General features: G+C 66.4%; 21 protein-coding genes. 17 read left to right on the top strand and 4 right to left on the bottom strand.

Annotation, left to right across the window (positions count from 1 at the left end; all coding sequences use genetic code 11):
• Window positions 1-12: 12 nt before the first annotated feature.
• The 4 genes from HGBR_RS05185 to HGBR_RS05165 are packed head-to-tail and all read left to right on the top strand — an operon-like array spanning window position 13 to window position 3,707.
• Window positions 13-879 (top strand): ABC transporter permease, encoded by an 867-nt coding sequence (locus HGBR_RS05185; RefSeq protein WP_019158265.1) that lies wholly within the window; start codon window positions 13-15, stop codon window positions 877-879.
• Window positions 863-1,636 carry an ABC transporter ATP-binding protein gene (locus tag HGBR_RS05180; RefSeq protein WP_026077356.1) on the top strand — a complete coding sequence of 258 codons (774 nt, stop codon included), beginning with the start codon at window positions 863-865 and terminating at the stop codon, window positions 1,634-1,636. The genes HGBR_RS05185 and HGBR_RS05180 overlap by 17 nt, the downstream gene beginning before the upstream one ends.
• Entirely contained in the window at window positions 1,633-2,724 is a 1,092-nt protein-coding gene (locus HGBR_RS05175; protein WP_019158263.1) for a glycosyltransferase family 2 protein, read from the top strand. Before HGBR_RS05180 ends, HGBR_RS05175 begins: the two co-directional genes overlap by 4 nt.
• An 8-nt stretch (window positions 2,725-2,732) precedes the next feature.
• Window positions 2,733-3,707 (top strand): hypothetical protein, encoded by a 975-nt coding sequence (locus tag HGBR_RS05165; RefSeq protein ID WP_147522250.1) that lies wholly within the window; start codon window positions 2,733-2,735, stop codon window positions 3,705-3,707.
• Window positions 3,708-3,740: 33 nt separating this feature from the next.
• On the opposite strand, the gene HGBR_RS19340 is transcribed toward HGBR_RS05165, so the two are convergent.
• Window positions 3,741-4,877 carry a glycosyltransferase gene (locus tag HGBR_RS19340; protein ID WP_161601839.1) on the bottom strand — a complete coding sequence of 379 codons (1,137 nt, stop codon included), beginning with the start codon at window positions 4,875-4,877 and terminating at the stop codon, window positions 3,741-3,743.
• 112 nt (window positions 4,878-4,989) lie between these two features.
• On the opposite strand from HGBR_RS19340, the gene HGBR_RS05155 reads away from it, so the two are divergent.
• The 10 genes from HGBR_RS05155 (at window position 4,990) to HGBR_RS05110 (ending at window position 14,371) form a co-directional block, all read left to right on the top strand.
• On the top strand, window positions 4,990-5,454 hold the full coding sequence (locus HGBR_RS05155) for a DUF3151 domain-containing protein (RefSeq protein WP_019158260.1): 465 nt from the start codon (window positions 4,990-4,992) through the stop codon (window positions 5,452-5,454).
• Between the two features lie 5 nt (window positions 5,455-5,459).
• The gene (locus HGBR_RS05150; protein ID WP_019158259.1) at window positions 5,460-6,479 is read left to right on the top strand and encodes an asparaginase; all 1,020 of its coding nucleotides are present in this window, start codon (window positions 5,460-5,462) and stop codon (window positions 6,477-6,479) included.
• Complete coding sequence (locus HGBR_RS05145; RefSeq protein WP_019158258.1) at window positions 6,476-6,874, top strand: sterol carrier family protein; 399 nt, start codon at window positions 6,476-6,478, stop codon at window positions 6,872-6,874. Before HGBR_RS05150 ends, HGBR_RS05145 begins: the two co-directional genes overlap by 4 nt.
• A 55-nt stretch (window positions 6,875-6,929) precedes the next feature.
• The gene (locus HGBR_RS05140; protein ID WP_026077353.1) at window positions 6,930-8,372 is read left to right on the top strand and encodes an aldehyde dehydrogenase family protein; all 1,443 of its coding nucleotides are present in this window, start codon (window positions 6,930-6,932) and stop codon (window positions 8,370-8,372) included.
• Between the two features lie 19 nt (window positions 8,373-8,391).
• Window positions 8,392-9,387 carry an acyltransferase family protein gene (locus tag HGBR_RS05135; protein WP_083882724.1) on the top strand — a complete coding sequence of 332 codons (996 nt, stop codon included), beginning with the start codon at window positions 8,392-8,394 and terminating at the stop codon, window positions 9,385-9,387.
• Window positions 9,388-9,461: 74 nt separating this feature from the next.
• Window positions 9,462-9,884, top strand: coding sequence for a hypothetical protein (locus HGBR_RS18690; protein WP_019158255.1), 423 nt, complete (start codon window positions 9,462-9,464; stop codon window positions 9,882-9,884).
• Between the two features lie 13 nt (window positions 9,885-9,897).
• Window positions 9,898-11,415, top strand: a complete 1,518-nt coding sequence (gene purF / locus HGBR_RS05125) for an amidophosphoribosyltransferase (RefSeq protein ID WP_019158254.1) — start codon at window positions 9,898-9,900, stop codon at window positions 11,413-11,415.
• The gene (purM, locus tag HGBR_RS05120) at window positions 11,415-12,530 is read left to right on the top strand and encodes a phosphoribosylformylglycinamidine cyclo-ligase (protein ID WP_019158253.1); all 1,116 of its coding nucleotides are present in this window, start codon (window positions 11,415-11,417) and stop codon (window positions 12,528-12,530) included. Before purF ends, purM begins: the two co-directional genes overlap by 1 nt.
• Window positions 12,531-12,637: 107 nt before the next feature.
• Window positions 12,638-13,267, top strand: coding sequence for a glycosyltransferase family 2 protein (locus HGBR_RS19335; RefSeq protein ID WP_083882723.1), 630 nt, complete (start codon window positions 12,638-12,640; stop codon window positions 13,265-13,267).
• Window positions 13,221-14,371, top strand: a protein-coding gene (locus tag HGBR_RS05110) for an IS3 family transposase (RefSeq protein ID WP_147522246.1) whose coding sequence is annotated in 2 segments (ribosomal slippage) — window positions 13,221-13,491 and window positions 13,491-14,371 — 1,152 coding nt in all. Because the reading frame shifts where the segments join, the coding sequence is not laid out codon by codon here. The genes HGBR_RS19335 and HGBR_RS05110 overlap by 47 nt, the downstream gene beginning before the upstream one ends.
• 332 nt (window positions 14,372-14,703) lie before the next feature.
• On the opposite strand, the gene HGBR_RS05105 is transcribed toward HGBR_RS05110, so the two are convergent.
• On the bottom strand, window positions 14,704-14,910 hold the full coding sequence (locus tag HGBR_RS05105) for a DUF3073 domain-containing protein (protein ID WP_019158250.1): 207 nt from the start codon (window positions 14,908-14,910) through the stop codon (window positions 14,704-14,706).
• Window positions 14,911-15,124: 214 nt separating this feature from the next.
• Here HGBR_RS05105 and HGBR_RS05100 point away from each other — a divergent pair, with 214 nt between their 5' ends.
• From HGBR_RS05100 to HGBR_RS05090, 3 genes are read left to right on the top strand one after another with little or no spacing between them, the layout of a single operon-like run.
• Complete coding sequence (locus tag HGBR_RS05100; protein ID WP_019158249.1) at window positions 15,125-15,943, top strand: DUF8083 family protein; 819 nt, start codon at window positions 15,125-15,127, stop codon at window positions 15,941-15,943.
• 16 nt (window positions 15,944-15,959) lie between these two features.
• A complete protein-coding gene (locus tag HGBR_RS05095) occupies window positions 15,960-17,246 on the top strand; it encodes an MFS transporter (RefSeq protein WP_019158248.1) in 1,287 nt (428 codons plus the stop codon).
• Between the two features lie 58 nt (window positions 17,247-17,304).
• Window positions 17,305-18,381 carry an acyltransferase family protein gene (locus tag HGBR_RS05090; RefSeq protein WP_019158247.1) on the top strand — a complete coding sequence of 359 codons (1,077 nt, stop codon included), beginning with the start codon at window positions 17,305-17,307 and terminating at the stop codon, window positions 18,379-18,381.
• On the opposite strand, the gene HGBR_RS05085 is transcribed toward HGBR_RS05090, so the two are convergent.
• Together HGBR_RS05085 and HGBR_RS05080 are read right to left on the bottom strand one after the other, a co-directional pair.
• Window positions 18,364-19,347, bottom strand: coding sequence for an acyltransferase family protein (locus HGBR_RS05085; protein WP_161601838.1), 984 nt, complete (start codon window positions 19,345-19,347; stop codon window positions 18,364-18,366). The two genes, HGBR_RS05090 and HGBR_RS05085, sit on opposite strands and share 18 nt — an antisense overlap.
• Window positions 19,348-19,383: 36 nt before the next feature.
• Entirely contained in the window at window positions 19,384-20,493 is a 1,110-nt protein-coding gene (locus tag HGBR_RS05080) for a fatty acid desaturase family protein (protein WP_019158245.1), read from the bottom strand.
• Between the last annotated feature and the right edge of the window lie 175 nt (window positions 20,494-20,668).

Below are 20,668 nucleotides of genomic sequence, written 5' to 3'. Positions count from 1 at the left end.
CGCTTCCACTCGATGAGCAAGAGTTCCGAACTGGCGGAGAAGGCCGAACGTTTCGGCCTCGCCCGCGTCGGTGCCCGACCACCCCTCCCCACCTACCTCAAGCAGGTCTGGGAGCGTCGGGACTTCACCCTGTCCCTGGCCCGGTACCGGATCCAGAGTGAGAACGAGCGCAATCGGCTGGGGATGGCGTGGGTGCTTCTGCGCCCCAGCTTCCAGGCGCTTGTCTACGGAACCGTGTTCGGCTTCATCATGACCGGGGCCAGCCGGCCGGACAATTTCGTGTCGTTCCTGGTGATCGGTGTCTTCTCGCTGGAGTTCTTCAACTCGTCGATGAACGGCGGTGCGAAGGCGATCATCTCCAACACGAGCCTCGTGCAGTCCCTGCCGTTCCCCCGCATGGTGCTGCCCGTGGCGAAGGTCCTGGAGAACCTCATGAACTTCATGCCCACGCTGGCACTGATGTTCATCCTCGCGATCATCTTCGGCTCGCGCCCCGACTGGTCCTGGTTCCTCTTCATCCCCCTCGTGCTGCTCTTCACGATCTTCAACCTGGGGATCGCCTTCATCTTCTCGCGACTCACGGTCCACTTCCGCGACCTCAGCCAGCTCATCCCCTTCGTCTCGAGGATGATCTTCTACACATCGGGGGTGTTCTTCGATCCCAGCCGTCTGCTCGAGGGACGGCCGCCCATCTTCGCGGCCATCTACGACTGGCACCCGTTGCACAACGTGCTCTCGATCGCGCGCGGGATCCTGCTCGAGGACCATGAGATGCCCGTCGAGTACTGGTTCAACTTCAGCGTGTGGGCGGTCGTGATGGTGTCCGTCGGCACGGTCTTCTTCTGGAAGGCGGAGGAGCGCTATGGCCGAGCCAACTGACGCGGGGGCCCGTGATGGGGTGACGGCCGAGGATCCGGTCGTCATCTGCGACGACGTGCACGTCGAGTACAGCACCCTCGCGACGGGCAAGAAGGCGACAGCGTCGAGTGTGGGCGGTCTGCTGAACCGCGGCCGGTCGCTGCAGACGGTGCATGCGCTCAAAGGCGTCTCCTTCGTCGCGAACGCCAATGAGTCGATCGGCATCATCGGGACCAACGGGTCCGGCAAGTCGACGCTCATGCGGACGATCACCGGGCTCACACCCGCCACTCGGGGAGCCGTGTACGCGAAGAGCCGGCCTAACCTGCTGGGCATCGGTGCGGCTCTGTTGAACGATCTCTCCGGCAGCCGGAACATCATCCTGGGCGGTCTGGCGCTGGGCATGACCCGGACGGAGATCGAGGAGAAGTACGACGACATCGTCGAGTTCACCGGTCTGCGGGAGTTCATCGACATGCCGATGCGCACGTACTCTTCCGGGATGACCGCCCGGTTGAAGTTCGGCATCGCGACGGCGAAGCACCACGAGATCCTCATCGTCGACGAAGCGCTGAGCGTGGGTGACCGCGAGTTCCAGAAGCGGTCCGAGGCCCGCATCCGGGAGATCCGCGAGGCGGCCGGCACGGTGTTCCTCGTCTCTCATTCGATGCGTTCGATCAAGGACACGTGCAACAGGACGATCTGGATCGAGAAGGGCGAACTGCGTGCGGACGGAGAGACGGACGCGGTCGTCGAGGAGTATGTGAAGCACAAGTGAACCGGACGACGCACTCCGCGCAGGCGGGTCCCACCCTCGACGCACTGCCCGCTCTGCCTTCGCTTCCTGGCGTCTCCTACATCATGCCGATCCTCAATGAGGCGGGGCACGTGGAGGAGGCGATCACGACGATCCTGGCGCAGGAGTACGCGGGCCCGCAGGAGATCGTCGTGGCGCTGGGGCCGTCGACGGATGGGACGACGGAGATCGTCACCCGCATGGCGGCCGCGGATCCGCGCGTCGTCGTCGTCGACAACCCGCGCGGTGATACCCCGATCGGTCTGAACCTCGCCGTTGCACGCACGACGCATCCGGTCGTGATCCGGGTCGACGCGCACTCGGAGCTGACAGCCGACTACACCTCCCGCGGCATCGACATCCTGCGGGACACCGGCGCCGCCAACCTGGGCGGGCTCATGGAGGCCCGAGGCCGTGGGGCCTTCCAGCGAGCGGTCGCCCGCGCCTACATGTCTCGGATCGGTCTGGGCGGACCTGCATACCACGCGGGCGATGAGGCCCAGGAGGCGGAATCGGCGTACCTGGGTGTCTTCCGTCGTGAAGTGTTCGACGTGCTGGGTGGCTTCGACGAGACCCTGCGACGTGGTCAGGACTGGGAGCTCAACCTCAGGATCCGGGAGGTCGGGGGGCTGGTCTGGTTCGACCCGGACCTGCGTGTCACCTACTGGCCGCGGGCGTCCTGGTCGAAGCTCGCTCAGCAGTTCTACGCGACCGGGGTGTGGCGTGCGGAGATCGTCCGTCGCCACGGCTCGCGCAACTCCCTGCGTTACTTCGCTCCACCGCTGCTGGTGCTGGGCGTCGCTGCAGCCCTCATCGAGGCGCTGCTGCAGCTGGGCGGTGCGACTCGCCGGTGGCCCCGGCTGCTTCGGCGCTTCACGGCACTCGTGCACGTGCCCAGCCTCTCGTATGTCGCCGGGATCGTGGCGGCGGCCTGGCGCGCGCCCGATGCGGGCCTGCGCGAACGGTGCTGGTTCGCTCTCGTGCTGCCCACCATGCATTTGAGCTGGGGCACAGGGTTCCTGCGCGGCCTGCTGACGGGTGCGGCGTCCAACAGAGATCGGAGCAGGTGAGCCTCGAGGTGGCCAAGAGGAAGCGCGGTCGTGATCGCAGTGACCGGATGGAGACGCTGGCGGATCTGACGCCGGAGAACCTGAAGAAGTCGACCTCGGAGGACGCGCGGAAGGCGCGTACCGCAGGTCAGGTGAGTTCGGAGGAGCAGGCGGATTGGGACGCGCGTGTCGCAGAGGCGAAGGCGAATCGTTCGAGTCGCCGGACGCTGGCTCCGCTCGTCATCGCGGGGGGCGCGGTCGCCGCCGTCGTGGGTGTCATCGTCTGGAGCGCCGTGAGTTCCGGCGGTCCGGTGACCGTGGAGTCGATGCCCACGCCTGTGATCGCGGCGGACGAAGCAGGTTCTGCTGTGTACCCGGCGAACTCTGCCGAGGCGGTCCGTGAGAACGTCCGGTTCGGTTTCGCTCCGGCCATCGATCTCGTCGAGCTGAGAGATGGAACCGTCGTGCTGGGAGCCGGAGACGGTGAAGACGTCTACTCGGCCCCATACGGTGAGCTGACGGCGGAGGAATTCGCAGACGCATCGATCCCAGCGCCGCGAGACGATACGAACGCGGGCACTCCTGCAACCTGGGCGGAAGTCTTCGCAGACTACGGTGAGGACACGATCTTCCTGCCGGCCGTGGACACCAGCGGGGAGCTCGAGGCAGTGCTGTCGAGCGCAGCAGAGGCGGAACGGCAGGACGCGATCATCGTTCGCACGTCCGACGAGGGACTCGCGCAGCAGGCCGCCCAGGCAGGCGCCGTCGCACTGTTCGACGGGGACGTGGAGAGCAGCACGCCGGACGAGCTCGCGGCCGCGGGCTATTGGGGCGCGGCAATACCTGCGGATACAAGCGGGCTGGACGACTGGACCGATACCGTCCTGTCGATCTGGGTGGAGGGCCAGGTGCCAGCCGACGACATGCAAGAGCTGGTCGACGCTGGAGTCGACGGCGTTCTCACTGCCGACCCATTCGCTGTCCGCGGCGACGAGGAGGCGTGAGGATTCCTCTCTCCTGAACGATGTGGTCGGATGTCAGTCTTGCACGACCTCGCGGATGTGAAGGACTCGACGTCGGAACTCTGTTTCGAAGGTGTGCCGTGAAGCGAAATCAATGCCTCGTTCGCCCGCAGCTCTGACCTGCTGTGGAGATCGCGCGAGCTCCTTCAGTTTCGTGGAAAGCGCACTACTGGTCCGCATGCGAACGGTCCAGCCGATTCCGTGCCGATCTGCCAATGGTGAGAGCGCCTGATTCGCGAAGCCAACGACAGGGACGCCTAGAGCAGAAGATTCAATGTACGTACCTGCGGGGTCGCCCTGTGTATGGGGGAGCAACATGACGTTGACGTGTTGCCGAATGAACTCGACCCACTCGGTCTCGTACGGAAGGTGTCCTACGAAGTCGACGCGATGGCCGATCGCGCGTGACTGCCGCTTGAGAGATTCGGCCATGTCGCCGTCACCCAGCACGAAGATCCGGTCGATATCTGACTCCGAGACGCTCTGAATAGCCTGAATCGCATACTGCGGTCCTTTCATCGCGATCAGTCGACCGGAGAATGCCGCGGTCAGAGGTTTTGTCGCTGTTGAGGTCGCCGCGAACTCACTCTGCGATTTCGCGATCTGAGTATCCGTGACCCTGCTGTCGAAGAAGAGGATTGGATTATCGGAGAGGTGAGCGTAGGCGTTCCACGTCGGGTAGCCGTTGCACTGGATTCCTCCTGCAGCGCGGACCATGTTCCACAGTGCCGGCGCGCGACGCAGATGGCCGATTGCGGAACGCGCGCCGCCTACGGCTGAGTTCCCGATGAAAGAGGTCGCAAGGCGCTGCCTCAGCGGGTTCTCCGTCAGTAAGATCAGGCGATGCGGCTCGAAGCGCAGGAGGGGTACGTTTCCGACTGTGTGGAGAGCAAGAGTCGCGGACGCTCCACGCCGATGCGCGGGGTTGAAGAGGTCGTCGCTGAGGATCACGTCGAACTGTAAAGAGGCGATTCTGGTCTGCACGAGGTGGGAAGGCGGATCGCCGGTCGCGGGTCGCGCGACGACTGTGACGTCACCTGGCCACTGGCGAGCGAACGCTGTCACCCCACTGAGGGTCTTTGCCTCGAGAAGTAGATCTGTGCCGCGACGGTGGAACGAGTCCGGTTGGATGACGACGAGTCGGCCTGCCATGCAATGCTCCTCATTTGACGATGTCACACGTACGACATTCGAGTGAAGTCTAAACTCGAGTGGCGGAGCAGATGGGGGATGCGCGGCGCTCAGTGCCCGGTACCCTGAACGCATGAGCCAGAACCTGGGGAATCCCTCGCACATCGGCAACCTCGACGCCTCGCAGCTGGGGCCGCAGCCCACCTACCTGCCGGATGACCACCCGGACGTCGACGCACTCAAGCGCCTGGACGCGGGGACGGAACCCACCGACGTCGCCGCGGCTCTGCCGGCGTCCAGCCTCGCCTGGGCGGAGCTCGCGGACGAAGCCTTCGACGAAGGCCGACTGGTCGATTCGTATGCCTACGCGCGCGTCGGCTACCATCGCGGGCTCGACGCGCTGCGCGGCGCGGGCTGGCGCGGCACCGGCCCCATCCCGTGGTCGCACGAGGTGAACCGCGGATTCCTCCGCGCCCTCTACGCGCTGGGTCGGGCGGCGGCCGGGATCGGGGAGGCGGAGGAAGCCGCTCGCGTGGAGAAGTTCCTCCGCGACTCTGACCCCACGGCGATGGATCAGATCACCGGTACCGGCAACTGAGCCGCATGGCACTCCACACCTTCTCGTCTCAGGACGCCGTGGAACTGGCCGTCGTCGAACGGTCCGGTTTCATCGAGTCCCGCCACGTGGGCTCCGCCGTCCTCCTGGACCCCGAGGGAGTTCCAACCGCAGCGCTGGGCGCGACCGATCAGCCCGTCTTCGTCCGGTCGACTCTCAAGCCGCTGCAGGCGATCGCCAGTATGCGGGCAGGCGCAGAGCTCGACGGGCCGGCCGCCGCTCTCGCCACGGCATCCCATCGATCCGAGCAGCGCCACATCGACGTCGTGACAGCCATGTTGGCGTCCGCGGGGCTCGATGAGTCGGCGCTCCAGTGCCCGTCCGTCATTCCTGCGGATCGTGCGACGTGGGAAGCGCGAGCAGCTGACGGGCACGTGCGATCCCCTCTTCACTTCAACTGCTCCGGCAAGCACGCGGCATTCCTCCTGGCCGCCGTCGCTGGAGGACATGACCCCCGCACGTATCTCGACCCCACGCATCCGGTGCAGCAGGAGGTCGAAGCGGTGGTTCGCACCTACACCGGTGGGCCGCCGCAGGCTGTCGGCACGGACGGGTGCGGTGCGCCGGTCTATGCGCTCACTCTGCGCGCACTCGCAACGGGAATCAGCCGGGTGGCGCAGCGGATGGACACGGAAGCCGCGTCGCTCATGGACGCAGTGCTGGAGCACCCATGGGGGGTCGAAGGCGCGGGCCGGCCCAACACCACGGTGATCGAGGAGCTGGGCATCTTCGCGAAGTTCGGAGCGGAAGGCGTCATGGTCATGGCGACACCAGAAGGCTGGTCCGTCGCCGTCAAATGCCTCGACGGCTCGTCCCGTCCCACCACCCGTGTGGCGTTGGCGCTGCTGGGGTCGGTCGGCGCCGTCGACCCGGATGCCGCAGAGGACCTGGGCCGTCGACTCACCACTCCCGTCACCGGAGGCATCGATGACGGTGGCGAGCCGCAGACGGTGGGAGCCGTGTGCTTGGGCGAAGCCGTCACCGCGGTGCAGAGGAGCAGATCGTGAGCCCGAAGCGCCGCACGAACCCGCAGGTCGGACGTTCGGCACTCGACACATGGTGCGCGGCAGTCGTCTGCGGTTCTTCCGGCGTCGACCGGCAGACGCTGGCGACCGCAGTGCGCTTCACCCTCGAGGAATTCGCCCACCGGCATCCAGGCGGAAGCGTCGAAGTGAGGGTGCCGCCGTTCGGAGTCATCCAGGCAGTGGAAGGCCCCAAGCACACGCGCGGGACCCCTCCCAACACCGTCGAGGCCGACGCAGGGACATGGCTGGCGCTCGTCACCGGTCGCCTCGACTTCGAGGACGCGATGCGCACCCACGCAGTCGCAGCATCGGGAATACGGTCGGACTTGAGCGGCCTGCTGCCGCTGTTCGATCCGCAGGGTCGCGCGCTCGCCTGACTCGCTCATCGGACACCCGGTGACCGGGCGGGCAGTGCTGGTGTTCAATGAAGACATGACACCTCGCACAGTGCAGACCACATCCTTCATCGGCGGACGGCATCTGCCGTCCCTGCGGACCTACTCCAACATCGACCCCGCGACAGGGGAGGAGATCGGACAGGTCGCACGGTCCGGCGAGGACGAGGTCGACGCAGCCGTGCAATCGGCCGCCGCCGCGCAGAAGGAGTGGCGCCGCAGCTCCCCGGAGCAGCGCTCGAAGCTGCTGGTGGCGACCGGAGCGCTCATCCGCGCGAACCGCGAGGAACTGGCGCGGCTGGAATCGGAGGACACGGGCAAGCCGCTGACGCAGGCCTACGCGGACGTGGACGTCTGCGCCCGCTACTTCGACTTCTACGGCCACACGATCGAGGCCTACTACGGCCACCAGATCCCACTGGGCGACGACATGCACGTCTACACCCGTCGCGAGCCGTACGGAGTGACGGGGCACATCGTCGCGTGGAACTACCCGCTGCAGCTCATCGGCCGTGCAGCGGCGACGTCCCTGGCCACCGGGAACTGCGCCGTGGCGAAGCCGGCGGATGAGACCCCTCGCACCACGGTGCGACTGGCAGAGCTCATCCATGAGGCTGGATTCCCGGCGGGCGCCTTCAACGTCGTCGTGGGCTTGGGGGCGGAGGCCGGCGACGCGCTGGCGAAGCACCCCCGAATTGCGCACCTGGGCTTCGTCGGGTCGACCGCGACCGGGTCACTCATCGCCCACGCCGCCGCGGACCGTGTCATTCCCACCGTCCTGGAACTGGGCGGCAAGTCCGCCAACGTCGTGTTCGCGGATGCGGACATCGACGGCGCGGTGCCCAGCCTGGTGAGGTCATTCACACAGAATGCGGGACAGACCTGCTCTGCTGGATCGCGACTCCTGGTCCACGCCTCCGTGCACGACGAGGTCGTAGAGAAGATGAGCCGGGCCTTGGAGGCGATCACTGTGGGCCGCGGCATCGACGATCCCGGGCTGGGGCCGCTGGTCTCCGCGAAGCAGCGGGACAGGGTCCAGGGGTTCCTCGATGAGGTCGATGCCTCGCAGATCCTCGTGGGCGGAGGTCGTCCGGAAGGCCTCGCAGAGGAACTGGCAGGAGGGGCCTTCGTCTCGCCCACGATCGTGGCGGATGTGGATCCGTCGCAGCGTATCTTTCACGAGGAGGTCTTCGGTCCCGTCGTCGCTCTCACCCGATTCGAGGATGACAACGAGGCCCTCGCCCTGGCGAACGGCACGGAGTACGGACTGGTGTCAGCGGTCTGGACGACCAACTTGTCGCGGGCGCACCGGATGGCGCACCAGATCGAAGCCGGCCAGGTGTTCGTGAACACGTACGGCGCCGGTGGCGGGGTGGAGCTACCCTTCGGCGGCTTCAAGAAGTCCGGCTACGGCCGCGAGAAGTCGATCGAGGCGTTCGACGAGTACACCCAGACGAAGACCGTCGTCATGAAGCTGTGACGCGCGACGGAGACCACACATGAGATCAGGCGAGCAAGGGGACGCGTCGCGTCGGCAAGCGCGGACAGATGATGGCCGGATCGTGTGGATCGACTTCGTCCGCGGATCAGCGATCATCGCCCTGCTCGTATGGCATGCGAGTGCAATCCCTCAGCTCTACCACGGGATTCCGGCTCCCGTGGCCGTCGGCTGGATCAACGAGTTCCTCGGGCCGTACAGGATGCCGGTGCTCATGTTCTTGTCCGGAATCCTTCTCCCGCACTCACTCACCAAGTCGATGGGCGAGTTCTACGGCGGGAAGGTACGCAAGCTTCTTTGGCCGTATGTGGTGTGGGCTGTCATTCTGCTTGCGTCGACGGGTCAACTGGGGTTCCTCTTCATGCCCCATGAGTGGATCCCGGTCTCGTACATCTGGTTCCTGCTCTTCGTATTCCTCTACTACTGTGCTGCGCCACTGTTGACAAAGATTCCCCCTGGTGTCGTCCCCATCGTCGCGATCGTCGTGTCCATCGTGATCGCGGATCGGGGGTTCATCAGCAAGTTCGTCTTGTTCTCAGCCTTCTTCTTCCTCGGCGCTCAGTTCCAGTCGTCTGTCCGTCTGCGCGCCTTCATCTCGTACAGAGCGGTGCGCTGGACGACTCTGCTCGCAACGCTTCTGCTGAATCTTCTGCCGTTGCCGAGCTCGCAACTCGTCTCGATCAGCGTGACTCTGACTGGCATCGCGACGGCGGTGGGCTGGGCATCAGAGTTCTATCGTTGCCGCTGGGGTAGCGCGGCTGTCGAGTGGGTGGGCAGGCGGTCCATCGTCTTCTATCTGGCTCACTATCCGCTGATGCTGTGGGTGGGCGCTGGATTGGTGGCTGTGGGGGTCGATGAGCCGTACGTTGTGGTTGCAGTCAACTTCTCGGTAGCTCTCATGGCAGGGTCGATTCTGGCCTACTGCTCGACGACGCTCCCGGTCCGACTTCTGTTCGAGCTTCCCCGTCTGAAGTTCAGTTCATTGGCTCAGTCGTGAGTGGCATGATCCTTCGCATCGCCACCCACTAGACTGTGTGTCCGACCCCCGCACCGTGCCTGAAGAAGGAATCGATGACCGACGACGATGCCATCCGGATGACCGACGACCTGGACGTCGTCGTCCGGCGCAGCCCCCGCTACGGCGCCTTCATGGTCGCCGGTCTGATCCTGGGCTTCATCGTCGCCGGTGTCCTCGTCCTGCTGCCGGTCGACACCTCGCAGCTGACGGCCGATTACTCTCTGGGTGCCTCGATGGGACTGCTCATGATGCTCCTGGGCATCCTGGGCCTGGGCCTCGGAGGAGCCGTCGCCCTCGTCCTCGACCGGATCAATGCGAAGAAGGCCAAGCAGTACACGGTGCGGGCGGAGTACACCGCCCGTCGCCCGGCGTCTCCCTCGGTGAACGGGACCGCCCCGGGCTGGTCGCCGGACCAGCGGGACGGTGCGGACCGGCCGGACGCGGGTTCGACCATCGCCCCGCGTGTGGAAGACTGAGGCAGTGCCAGCAGTGAACCTGTCTCGCGCCCAGCACGCGACGACCACCCCCGCACCCACGCAATCAGCAGTAGACAACAGTGCCCTCGATACCCCTCCCGGCGAGGAGTGCGGTGTCTTCGGCGTCTGGGCTCCCGGCGAAGAAGTCGCCCGCCTCACCTACTTCGGCCTCTACGCCCTGCAGCATCGCGGGCAGGAGTCCGCCGGCATCGCCGCCAGCAACGGCCAGCAGATCCTCGTCTACCGCGACATGGGCCTCGTCTCCTCCGTCTTCAAGGAATCGGATCTGGAGACCCTGCCGGGTCACATGGCGGTGGGCCACACGCGCTACGCCACGCACGGCGCCTCCTCGTGGGAGAACGCGCAACCCACTCTGGGGCCCACGCCCTTCGGCACGCTGGCGCTCGCCCACAACGGCAACCTCACGAACGTCGAGACCCTCGAGGCTCTGGCGGACGAGTACCGCGACGACCACCGGCAGACCGTCGCGCAGGCCACGAACAAGCCGCTGCGCACACGCGGGCACCGTGACTCGTCCAGCGACACCTCGCTCATCACGGAGCTTTTCGGATCGGCTGGGGAGGGGTCGCTGCGCGATGCGGCGCTCAACCTCCTGCCCAAGCTGGACGGCGCCTTCAGCCTCGTCTTCATGGACGAGGGCACGCTCTACGCCGCCCGCGACCGGCACGGCGTGCGCCCGCTGGCACTGGGCCGGCTGGAGCGCGGCTGGGTCGTCGCCTCGGAGACCGCAGCCCTCGACATCGTGGGTGCCACATTCGTCCGCGAGGTGGAACCCGGCGAGCTCATCGCGATCGACGAGCAGGGACTGCGGTCGGAGCGATTCGCGGAGAAGGACCCCAAGACCTGCGTCTTCGAGTACGTCTACGTCGCCCGTCCGGACAGCGTCATCGGCGGCCGCACGGTCCACGCCGCCCGTGTGGAGATGGGTCGTGCCCTGGCCCGCGAGCATCAGGTGGATGCGGACATGGTCATCGCGACCCCGGCCTCGGGCGTTCCCGCCGCCGTGGGCTACGCGGAGGAGTCCGGCATCCCTTACGGGGAGGGCCTCATGAAGAACGCCTACGTGGGCCGCACCTTCATCCAGCCCACCCAGTCGCTGCGTCAGCTGGGCATCCGCCTCAAGCTCAACCCGCTGCGCGAGAACATCGAGGGCAAGCGCCTCGTCGTCGTCGACGATTCGATCGTCCGCGGCAACACGCAGCGGGCCATCGTGGGCATGCTGCGCGCCGCCGGGGCCACGGAGGTCCACGTGCGGATCTCGTCCCCGCCGGTCAAGTGGCCGTGCTTCTACGGCATCGACTTCGCCACCCGCGCGGAGCTCATCGCGAACGGCCTCGACACCCAGGAGATCGCCGCCAACCTGGGCGCGGACTCCCTGGGCTACATCTCCCTGGACGGGATGATCGAGGCCACCCGCCAGCCCGCGGAAGGACTGTGCACGGCCTGCTTCTCCGGCAAGTACCCGATCCCCGTCGAGGGACCCGGGATGGAACTCACACACACGAGGTGATGGACATGACCGGTTCGACCGGTGCAACGCCCGCACAGGGCACCACCTACGCCGCCGCCGGCGTCGACGTGGAGGCCGGTGACCGCGCCGTCGAACTCATGAAGGCTGCGATCACCACCACCCACGGGCCCGAGGTCGTGGGCGGCTTCGGCGGATTCGCCGGCCTCTTCGACGCCTCGGCTCTCAAGGATTTCCGTCGCCCGCAGCTGGCGACGTCCACGGACGGCGTGGGCACGAAGGTCGCCCTGGCCCAGCAGCTGGACATCCACGACACGATCGGCCACGACCTCGTGGGCATGGTCGTCGACGACATCGTCGTGATCGGGGCGAAACCGCTGTTCATGACGGACTACATCGCGTGCGGCAAGGTGGTTCCGGAGCGGATCGCCGCGATCGTGCGCGGCATCGCGGAGGCCTGCGCCAGCGCCGGTGTGGCCCTGGTAGGCGGCGAGACCGCCGAGCACCCCGGCCTGCTGGGCGTCGACGAGTACGACGTGGCCGGCGCCGCGACGGGTGTCGTCGAGGCGGATGAAGTCCTGGGCGCGCACCGCGTCGAGGCCGGTGACGTGCTTGTGGGGCTTCCGTCCTCGGGCCTGCATTCGAACGGCTACTCGCTGGTGCGCCGCATCATCGCAGACGCCGAGTGGACCCTCGATCGCGAGGTGCCGGAGTTCAGCCGGTCGCTGGGCGAGGAAGTCCTCACACCCACGCGCGTCTATGCGGGACCGCTGCTGGCGCTCATCCGCGAGCTGCCGGGCGCGGTGCACTCGATCTCGCATGTGACCGGCGGCGGGCTGAGCGCCAACGTCGCCCGGATCCTGCCGCAGGGGACCGTGGGCGTCATGCGTCGCTCCTCGTGGACCGTGCCCGCCGTCTTCGACGTCCTGGGCGAGCTGGGCGGCGTCCCGCTGCTGGACCGCGAGCGCACGTGGAACCAGGGCGTGGGCATGGTGCTGTCCGTCGCCGCGGACCGGGTCGACGACGTGCTGCGTGCCTACCCCGGGGCGTGGACGCTGGGCGAGGTGCTGACCGACGACGGAGCGCACCAGGGATCGGACGCCTACGTGCAGGGCGCCAAGGGCGTCGACGCCGGCGCCGCGATCCTCATCGACTGACGGGCGGCAGTGCGAAGGTCGACGATAGGTGGAGTTCGGTGGACGTGAGAAGTGAGACTCTCGCGCGGTAGCGGAATTGGGATCTTTGATCCAGTAGTAGATGGAGTGTGGCGATACTGATGGATCAAGCTCAGTTCTCTGTGATCATTCCGACGTTGCAGCGAGCCGCGGAGCTCGAGCCACTGGTGAAGTTGTGCTCCGGGCATCCGTTGGTATCGGAGATCCTGGTGATCAACAACGCTCCGCAGCCGATCTCATTTGCGTATCCGAAACTTAGGGTTCTCGATCAGCGTGAGAACATCTATGTGAATCCGGCTTGGAACCTGGGTGCTGTGAAAGCGCGGTCACAGTTGCTCGCGATTCTCAATGACGACGTGTCCTTCGATGCCGAGCTGTTCGACATAGCTGCCCTTCAGCTGAGTCGCAAGTGGGTAGGAATCGTTGGAATCGACGGTGCGTACCTTAACCGGCCTCGACTCGAGGCGCCCAAGGTTCGTCTTGCAACCTATGAGCACGTGACTCTTGGCTTCGGAATGGCCATGTTCATGCGGCATGACGACTACGTGCCGATTCCTTCATCCCTCAGGATCTGGGGCGGTGACGACTGTGGGCTGACCCCGTTTTTTAGGTCCGGTGGTTCTGGGAGTCGTCCTGTCGCCCGTGGTTGCGGGCAGGGAGACTGGTCAGATCATGTCGAACAGCAGGAAGCGTCACACCCCGGAGCAGGTCGTCCGTAAGCTCGGGCAGGCCGACAGGATGCTCACCGATGGTCAGGACGTCGCGGCGGTGTGCCGGGAGCTGGGGGTGTCCGAGCAGACGTACTACCGGTGGCGGAACCAGTACGGCGGCCTCAAGGCCGACGACGCAAAGCGCCTGAAGGAGTTGGAGAAGCAGAACGCGACCCTGAAGCGTCTGCTCGCGGAAGCGGAGCTGGAGAAGGCCGCGCTCAAGGAGCTGGCTGAGGGAAACTTCTAAGCCCGGACAGGCGCCGCGCCGCCGTCGATCACCTCAAGCGCAAGTTGCGGGTGAGCGAACGGATGGCGTGCCGTCTAGCCGGGCTGAGCCGCTCCGCGTACCGTCGCCCGCTCAAGGGCGACACGGCTGCAGACCCGGATCGGGCGCTCAGGGAGTGGCTGCGCGCCTGGGCGAAGGACCATCCCCGCTACGGGTATCGGCGGGCGTATCACGACGCCCGCGCCGAGGGGTGGGTGGTGAACCACAAGAAGATCCAACGCCTGTGGCGTGACGAAGGGCTCCGGGTCCCGCAGCGGCGTCGACGCAAGCGCGTCGGGTCCTCGACCGTCGACGCGCCGACGGCGGACGCGCCGAACGTGGTGTGGGCGGTGGACTTCCAGTTCGACGCCGACGAGCACGGACGATTGATCAAGATCTGCTCCATCGTCGACGAACACACCCGGGAGTGCATCGGCGGCCTCGTGGAGCGCTCGATTACCGCCGACCGACTCACCGCCCACCTCGAGGACCTCGTCGCCGCCCGGGGCGCCCCGGCGGTGCTCAGGTCGGACAACGGGCCGGAGTTCATCAGCGAGGCGATGGCCGACTGGGCTGGCACCCGCACCGGCCTGTCCTACATCCCTCCGGGCTCGCCGTGGCGCAACGGATACGTCGAATCGTTCAACAGCCGCCTCCGCGACGAGTGCCTCAACATCAACAGCTTCTACTCACTGCTGCACGCCCAGGTCGTGATCGGCGACTGGAAGACCGAGTACAACCATCAGCGTCGGCACTCCTCGCTCGGCTACCTACCCCCGGCCGAGTACGCTCGGCAGTGCACCCATCAAATCGAAACCGACGACTCACAGAGCGACCGGACCGAATGAAGGGGGCGGCCCAACTGGCTTTTCATGCAGCAGCGGAGGCCTAATCTCGTTGTCGCGGGAGTGCGCTTCGACACAGAGGTGAGCGTCACCAGTGGGTCTCATGAGTTCAGCAGCATGCGAATGGCGGAGCATGACGAGACGGGGCGTCTGTTGAATTTGGTGCGCGGGAAGCGATGGTGGCATTGGCCGTCGAGCCGACTGGCAGCATTCCGCTCATGGAGGGGACGACAACTGCGTCAGGGTTGACGGATGTGGGTATGTGGCGGTTGCAACGCTGAGGGGGATGGGAACCGATCGGTTCCCATCCCCCTCAGCTGTGCTGCGTGCGACTGTCAGCGGTGCGTTCCGCTGTCGTCCTCGTCATCGAAGTCGTCGTACTTGTCCGCGTACTCGGAGTAATCGCTCTCACCGTCGAAGTCCGACTCTGCGGACTCTCCTCCCAGCTCTCGCTGGAGTGCGGTGAGGTCCGTCTCCGGGCTGTAGTACTTGAGCTTTCGAGCGACCTTGATCTGCTTCGCCTTGGCGCGACCGCGACCCACTGGCCTGACCCCCTCCGTGCTCATCCAGGGCGGGTGACACGAGGTCCCTGGTCCGTCTTCCATCGTTCTCCGCAGTATCGTACCCCGTTGGCCTGTGGTGAGCCATTCCGGGGAGCGTTCCGAGAGGACTCTGAGAGCGTCGGTATCGCGATGCGGACGCTCGTTCGGACGACCCTGCGACGCGCTGTCCGTGCCCGCGGATAAGCTGGAGCACATGTCGTTCTCCCGCCCGTACGAACTGGTCCTCCGCATCTTCGAGCCGCTCGCGGCCCACCCGCGCTGGCAGGACGAGGCCGCCGGCGGTGACCGCGAGCAGATCGAGGCGTCGCTGCACCAGGACGCGGACGAGCGCCTCCTCATCCTCCCGCCCTCACCGCTGCCCCCGGCCACGCCGCGCATGCGGATGGTGCTGCCCGGTGCACAGACCTGGGACGGGATCGACCGTGTCTGGCCCGTCCAGCAGGACGTGCTGTCGTGGGGCGCGATCCAGGAGCTCGAGGAGTCCACCCCGCAGGCTCTCCTGGATCCGCTGGTGCCGCGCAGCGTCCGCCGGGTCGCCTCGATCGACCGGATGGACTGGCTGCGCCGGGAGAAGGGCGACCAGATCTACTCGCAGATCGCCCGCTGGCAGGTGCCGTTCCAATGGTGGCTCGCCTTCGACGACTCCGTCGACCAGGTCATCGAGGAGGAGGAACCGGACGGCACGACGCGCATCCGACTGCGGGCGGACATCATGGCGGCCTCGGCCCGGGTCGATTGGGCGAAGGACGTGCTGGCGGAATCCACTCCGCCCAGCGGCCCCGTCACCATCGTGCGGGAGTTCGCGGAATGGCTGGACAGCTTCGACTTCAACTCGATCGTGGAGCTGGACCTGGGCGGGATGTCCGCCCTCCACTGGGAGAGCGACATGCGGCGGCTGCTGGACGAGTGCGTGAGCGCACTGGCAGACGATGACGCAGATAAGGCGCAGGAGACGTTCGCCCGCTACATGCGCGCGGCCGACACCCAGCAGTTGCTCGCCCACTCGAACTGACGGAGGCCTGACCACGGTGGAGGAACCGCACGGGGAACGGCGCACACCGTGGCTGTGGTTGCTGGTGGGCAGCGCCATCCTCACCCAGACCACACTCAACCTCGTGCGACCCACGGTCAGCTACCAGCTGCTGGGGATGGGCGCGGATGCGGCGACCGTGGGTCTCGTGACCTCCGCCTACGCCCTGCTGCCGCTGGTGCTCATCATGTGGCTGGGACGCCTGGCGGAGCGTCTGTCCCGCCTGTCGCTGCTCATCGCGACCGGTGCTCTCATCTTCGCGGGAGCCTGCCTGTTGCTGTCCTACGCCCACACGATCCTGCTGGTCGCAGTGGGGTCCGTCATCCTGGGCGTCGCGCACATCGTCTTCACGATCGGCGGACAGTCCGCCATCGCACGCCACATGCCGTCCGGCGATCTGGACCGCGGCTTCGGCTGGTTCACCGCTGGTTACGCCGTGGGGCAGCTGGTGGGTCCCCTGCTGGGCGGCTTCCTGCTGGGCAGCGGGAGCGATGCGGACGACCGTGCGGCCGGCATCCGACTGGCGATGCTCGTGGGCATGGTCGTGGCTGCCGCCGCGGTGCCGGTCATCGCCCCACTGCTGTTCGGCCGGGCCCGTCCCCAGGATGACGGCGCGGCGAGCGCATCGGCGAAGCTCGCCGACGATGATGGTGCGGCGGCAGAAGGAGACGCGGCGGCCTCGGCGGCGGAGCCGGCTGGCAAGCCGACGATGCTGGGGATCCTGCGACTGCCGCGGATCCCGTCGCACATGGTCGCCTCGCTGGCGCTGCTGACGATGATGGACCTGCTCATCGCGTTCCTGCCGGTCGTGGGCGAGCAGCACGGCGTCGCCCCGATGTGGGTGGGTGTCTTCCTGGCCGTGCGCGCGGGCGCGACCATCGCCTCCCGCATCTGCCTGCCGTGGCTCTCCGCACGCTTCCGCCGCAGCGACCTCGTCATCGTCAGTCTGCTGGGTGCGGGTCTCATGTTCGTGTCGACGCCGTGGACGCTCACGTGGACCGTCGTCACGATCATCCTCATGGCGGTGGGCGGCTTCTTCCTGGGGCTGGGCCAGCCGCTCACCATGACCCTCGTGGTGCAGAGCGTTCCCACCGCGTGGCGCAGCACCGCACTGGCGGTGCGGCTGCTGGGGAACAGGCTGGGACAGGTGGCGCTGCCGGTCGCGGCGGGTGCGATCGCGACGGTCGTGGGACCCGGCGGTGCGATCTGGTTCGCCTCGGCGCTGCTGCTGGTCAGCGGTGCGGAGAAGGCGATCAGGCGGCGGCCGGGCGGTCTGCGGCGGTGAATGGTGTGACACGAATATAGGATGATCGGCGGAGGAGCCCGCCGACCGTAGGAGTGAGATGCAGCGGAATCAGGAGATCGACATCTTCCGCGGCATCGCGGTCATCGGAGTCGTCTTCAGCCACGTGGTGGGCGGGGTGCGCGGCGCTGGTCTCCTGGACCCCTCCGCACCGCTCTACCTCTTCAACGAATGGTTCTATGCGTTCCGCATGCCTGCCATCGCGCTGGTGCTGGGCATGTTCATCTCCTACGGGGCGGAGAAGTACGGCTCGAAGACGTACATCGCGCGGCGGGCGGTCTTCGCTCTGTACATGTACGTCATCTGGTACGTCATCCAGATGAGTGCAGAGGTGCTCACCTCGTCGCTGAAGAATCACCCCGTTACGATCAGGCAAGCGCTGAGTATCTGGGAGCCCGTGGCCCACTTGTGGTTCGTGCCCTATATCGCTGTCTCCGCTGCAGTCATCGCTGTGGTCAGACCGTGGGAGCGTGCCCCGTGGCTCACTGCGCCACTTCTGGTCCTGGCGAGTGTCGCGGTCTGGGGATGGTCCCCTGGCTTCATCGGCCTGTCCGGACTTGCGCTCATCGGGTTCAGCACGGTCGGTGCGATGATCGGCGTGCGCCGTGCCCGCGTCGTCTTCACGGAGAATCGCGGGTGGGTGCTGATCGTCGGTGCACTGGCTCTCCTCGCGGCACTGCCGTTCTTCGGCACGGAGATCGTGCCCGCATCCGTGGGGGCTACCCCTGAGCAGATCGAAGCGGGTCGACAGGCGTGGCTGTTTCCGTCTGTGATCCTGTCGTGGCTGGGGCAGTTCATCATCGCCGGTGTGGTGGTGATCATCATGTTCATCCCGCGCGTGCGAGAACTCTTCGCACTCGTGGGGCGACACACACTGTCGGTCTACTTGGCTCACATCATCGTGATCGCCGGACTCCGCATCGTCCTCATGGCGATCGGTGTCGACTCGCTGGTGGTTCTGGTGCCGGTGCTGCTGATCGCGGGGGTGGTGGTTCCTCTGATCGTCGAGCGGGTGGTCCGATCGTCTCCCCTGAGGTACGTCTTCGAGATCCCCGATTCATGGTTGCCGGGATCAAGCATCCAACGGCAGGATCGGTCGTCAAGCTCGTCGAAGTGACCGCCGTGCCGGCCAGGTGAAGAGGACGGTGCGGGACAGCGGCACCATCGCGACCGGGATCACCAGGCCCGCGACGATGAGGATGAGAGTGATGAGCCACGGCTGCTCGATCCCCAGGGCATCGATCGATTCGAAGGCGAGCGTGATCGTCGTGAGGTTCACCAGGTAGACGACGATCGAGCCCCGGCCCGCCCATTCCAGGAAGCGGATCCGCGGCACGCGGGGCGCCAGCCACGTGATCCCCAGGACGCCCACGAGCGACATGATGAACGACGCGAAGCCCAGCGTCGTGCGCAGCTCCTGATCCTGCGCGGCCAGGTACCCCCACGCCAGCGCGAGCGCCAGCATCCCAGCCGGCACCAGTGGTGAGAGGCGCTGCCAGCGGGTGACGACCTCGGCGACGGCGGCACCCGCGAAGAAGAACGCGCCGTACCAGAGGACCTTCTCCCCGTACTCCACCCACGGGGCGTCCGAAGTGAGGAACGACGACGCGAAGGCCATCGGCAGGGGCAGGACCCAGGCCGGCACCAGACGGGTGAGCGGCGCCAGCGCATAGCAGACGATGAGCACCGACAGGAACCACAGGTGCTGGAAACCGGTCAGCATGGCCGTCGCATCCGTGAGCAGCCACCAGCGGTCCTCGTCGCGCCAGAGCGCCTCGAAGGTGATCGCGACGATGACGGTCCACAGCACGAACGGCCAGACGAGGCCGCGCAGCTTGCCCGTGACATACGTGCGCGGCGGCTTCGCCAGTGAACGGGGCAGCAGCAGACCGGACAGGAAGAAGAGGAGCGGCATCCGGAACGGCTGCATCGATTCGCCCACGCGCAGGAGCACGTCCGGAGTGCCGGGCACCCGCTCCATGAGCGGGTACTGGATGTGGAAGACCGCGACCAGCAGCACGGCCAGACCGCGCAGCATGTCCATCCAGCCGGCGCGCGCGCCTGAGGATTCCGTTGCCGCCATCATGGTGAGCGTACGCGAGCGAAGGCGACCGTGCGATCAGGCCCTGCGGAACTCCGCGACCATGGGGCAGTCGAACGGGTCGCGAGCGGCCAGCCCCACACGATTCAAGTAGGAGATGACGATCCCGTACGACTTCAGGAGGCTCGTCTCCGTGTACGGGACACCCAGCTCACGGCACTTCTCGATGACGATCTGACGAGTCCGTGCCAAGTGCGGGCGCGGCATGCTGGGAAACAGGTGGTGTTCGATCTGGTAGTTCAGGCCACCCATGAACCAGGTCGCCCACCAGCCGCCTCGGATGTTGCGGGACAGGCGGACCTGCTTCGAGAAGAAATCGATCGTGACGGCGCGGTCGATGATCGGCATGCCCTTGTGATTGGGTGCGAATGACGCCCCCATGTAGACGCCGAACACGGCCAACTGGACGCCCAGGAAGGCGAACGCCATGCCCAGTGGCAGGAAGAAGAAGATCGGGAACAGGAAGAGGACCGTCCGAACGGTGAGGAGGGTCAGCTCCTGCCAGCGGTGCTTGACCTTCCCCCGTGAGCACAGGTGGGCGTAGCCCTGCACGTAGAGGTTGAGGCCCTCAAGGGTGAGCAGAGGGAAGAACAACCATCCCTGCCGTGACTGCAGCAGGCGGAGGAGCCCCTTCGACTTGGCGGCATCCTCTGCGGCGAACGACAGGACTCCCGGCGCGATGTCCGGATCCCTGCCGACGACATTCGGGTTTCCGTGGTGCCGGGAGTGCTTCGAATCCCACCACGAATAGCTCATACCGACGACGGCCCCCAGGACCAGTGCGAGCCTGTCGTTCGCCGGGCCGGTCGACAGGACCGTGCGGTGCGCGGCTTCGTGAGCGAGGAACGCCACTTGTGTCAAGAGGATGCCCAGAGCGGTGGCGATGAGCAGCTGGAACCAGCTGTCACCCAACAGGATGAAGCCCGTGATGCAGCCGGCCAGACCCAGCACGAGCCCCGCGCCCACCATCGTGTAGAACCAGGGGGTGCGCGCCAGCAGGCCCTCACCGCGGACGATCGTGGACACCTCCAGATACGACTTCGCCAACGGAGGGAACGGTCGTGTCCGGATGACACCGGATTCTCTGACGGGGGAGTCCGTGACGGGATCACGGGTGATCGAGGTCATGTGCCGGCTGTCTGTGAGCGGACGGGAGGACGGGGCGGATGCAGGCATAGGACGTACCGCTTCTCTTCGGGGCCGTCTTCGAACGGGTGGAAGACGTGAGACAGGGTGGGCGTCGGAGGGTCGTGCAGCTGCGTGACGCAGTGGGAACAGAAGAGCGGGGGCCGCCGGTCCAGGA

Origin of the sequence: Brevibacterium senegalense, from assembly GCF_000285835.1 — a bacterium.
Classification (GTDB): domain Bacteria; phylum Actinomycetota; class Actinomycetes; order Actinomycetales; family Brevibacteriaceae; genus Brevibacterium; species Brevibacterium senegalense.
Note: the sequence above shows the minus strand (reverse complement) of the source record. Positions and strands in the feature narration are given on the sequence as shown.

What these genes read in the sequence shown, in the direction of transcription:
- HGBR_RS05185 (WP_019158265.1), top strand. Translation starts at nt 13, where the DNA reads ATGAGCAAGAGTTCCGAACTGGCGGAGAAGGCCGAACGTTTCGGCCTC.
- HGBR_RS05180 (WP_026077356.1), top strand. Translation starts at nt 863, where the DNA reads ATGGCCGAGCCAACTGACGCGGGGGCCCGTGATGGGGTGACGGCCGAG.
- HGBR_RS19340 (WP_161601839.1), bottom strand. Translation starts at nt 4,877, where the DNA reads ATGGCAGGCCGACTCGTCGTCATCCAACCGGACTCGTTCCACCGTCGC.
- HGBR_RS05155 (WP_019158260.1), top strand. Translation starts at nt 4,990, where the DNA reads ATGAGCCAGAACCTGGGGAATCCCTCGCACATCGGCAACCTCGACGCC.
- HGBR_RS05150 (WP_019158259.1), top strand. Translation starts at nt 5,460, where the DNA reads ATGGCACTCCACACCTTCTCGTCTCAGGACGCCGTGGAACTGGCCGTC.
- HGBR_RS05140 (WP_026077353.1), top strand. Translation starts at nt 6,930, where the DNA reads ATGACACCTCGCACAGTGCAGACCACATCCTTCATCGGCGGACGGCAT.
- HGBR_RS05135 (WP_083882724.1), top strand. Translation starts at nt 8,392, where the DNA reads ATGAGATCAGGCGAGCAAGGGGACGCGTCGCGTCGGCAAGCGCGGACA.
- HGBR_RS18690 (WP_019158255.1), top strand. Translation starts at nt 9,462, where the DNA reads ATGACCGACGACGATGCCATCCGGATGACCGACGACCTGGACGTCGTC.
- purM (WP_019158253.1), top strand. Translation starts at nt 11,415, where the DNA reads ATGGACATGACCGGTTCGACCGGTGCAACGCCCGCACAGGGCACCACC.
- HGBR_RS05100 (WP_019158249.1), top strand. Translation starts at nt 15,125, where the DNA reads ATGTCGTTCTCCCGCCCGTACGAACTGGTCCTCCGCATCTTCGAGCCG.
- HGBR_RS05090 (WP_019158247.1), top strand. Translation starts at nt 17,305, where the DNA reads ATGCAGCGGAATCAGGAGATCGACATCTTCCGCGGCATCGCGGTCATC.
- HGBR_RS05085 (WP_161601838.1), bottom strand. Translation starts at nt 19,347, where the DNA reads ATGGCGGCAACGGAATCCTCAGGCGCGCGCGCCGGCTGGATGGACATG.
- HGBR_RS05080 (WP_019158245.1), bottom strand. Translation starts at nt 20,493, where the DNA reads ATGACCTCGATCACCCGTGATCCCGTCACGGACTCCCCCGTCAGAGAA.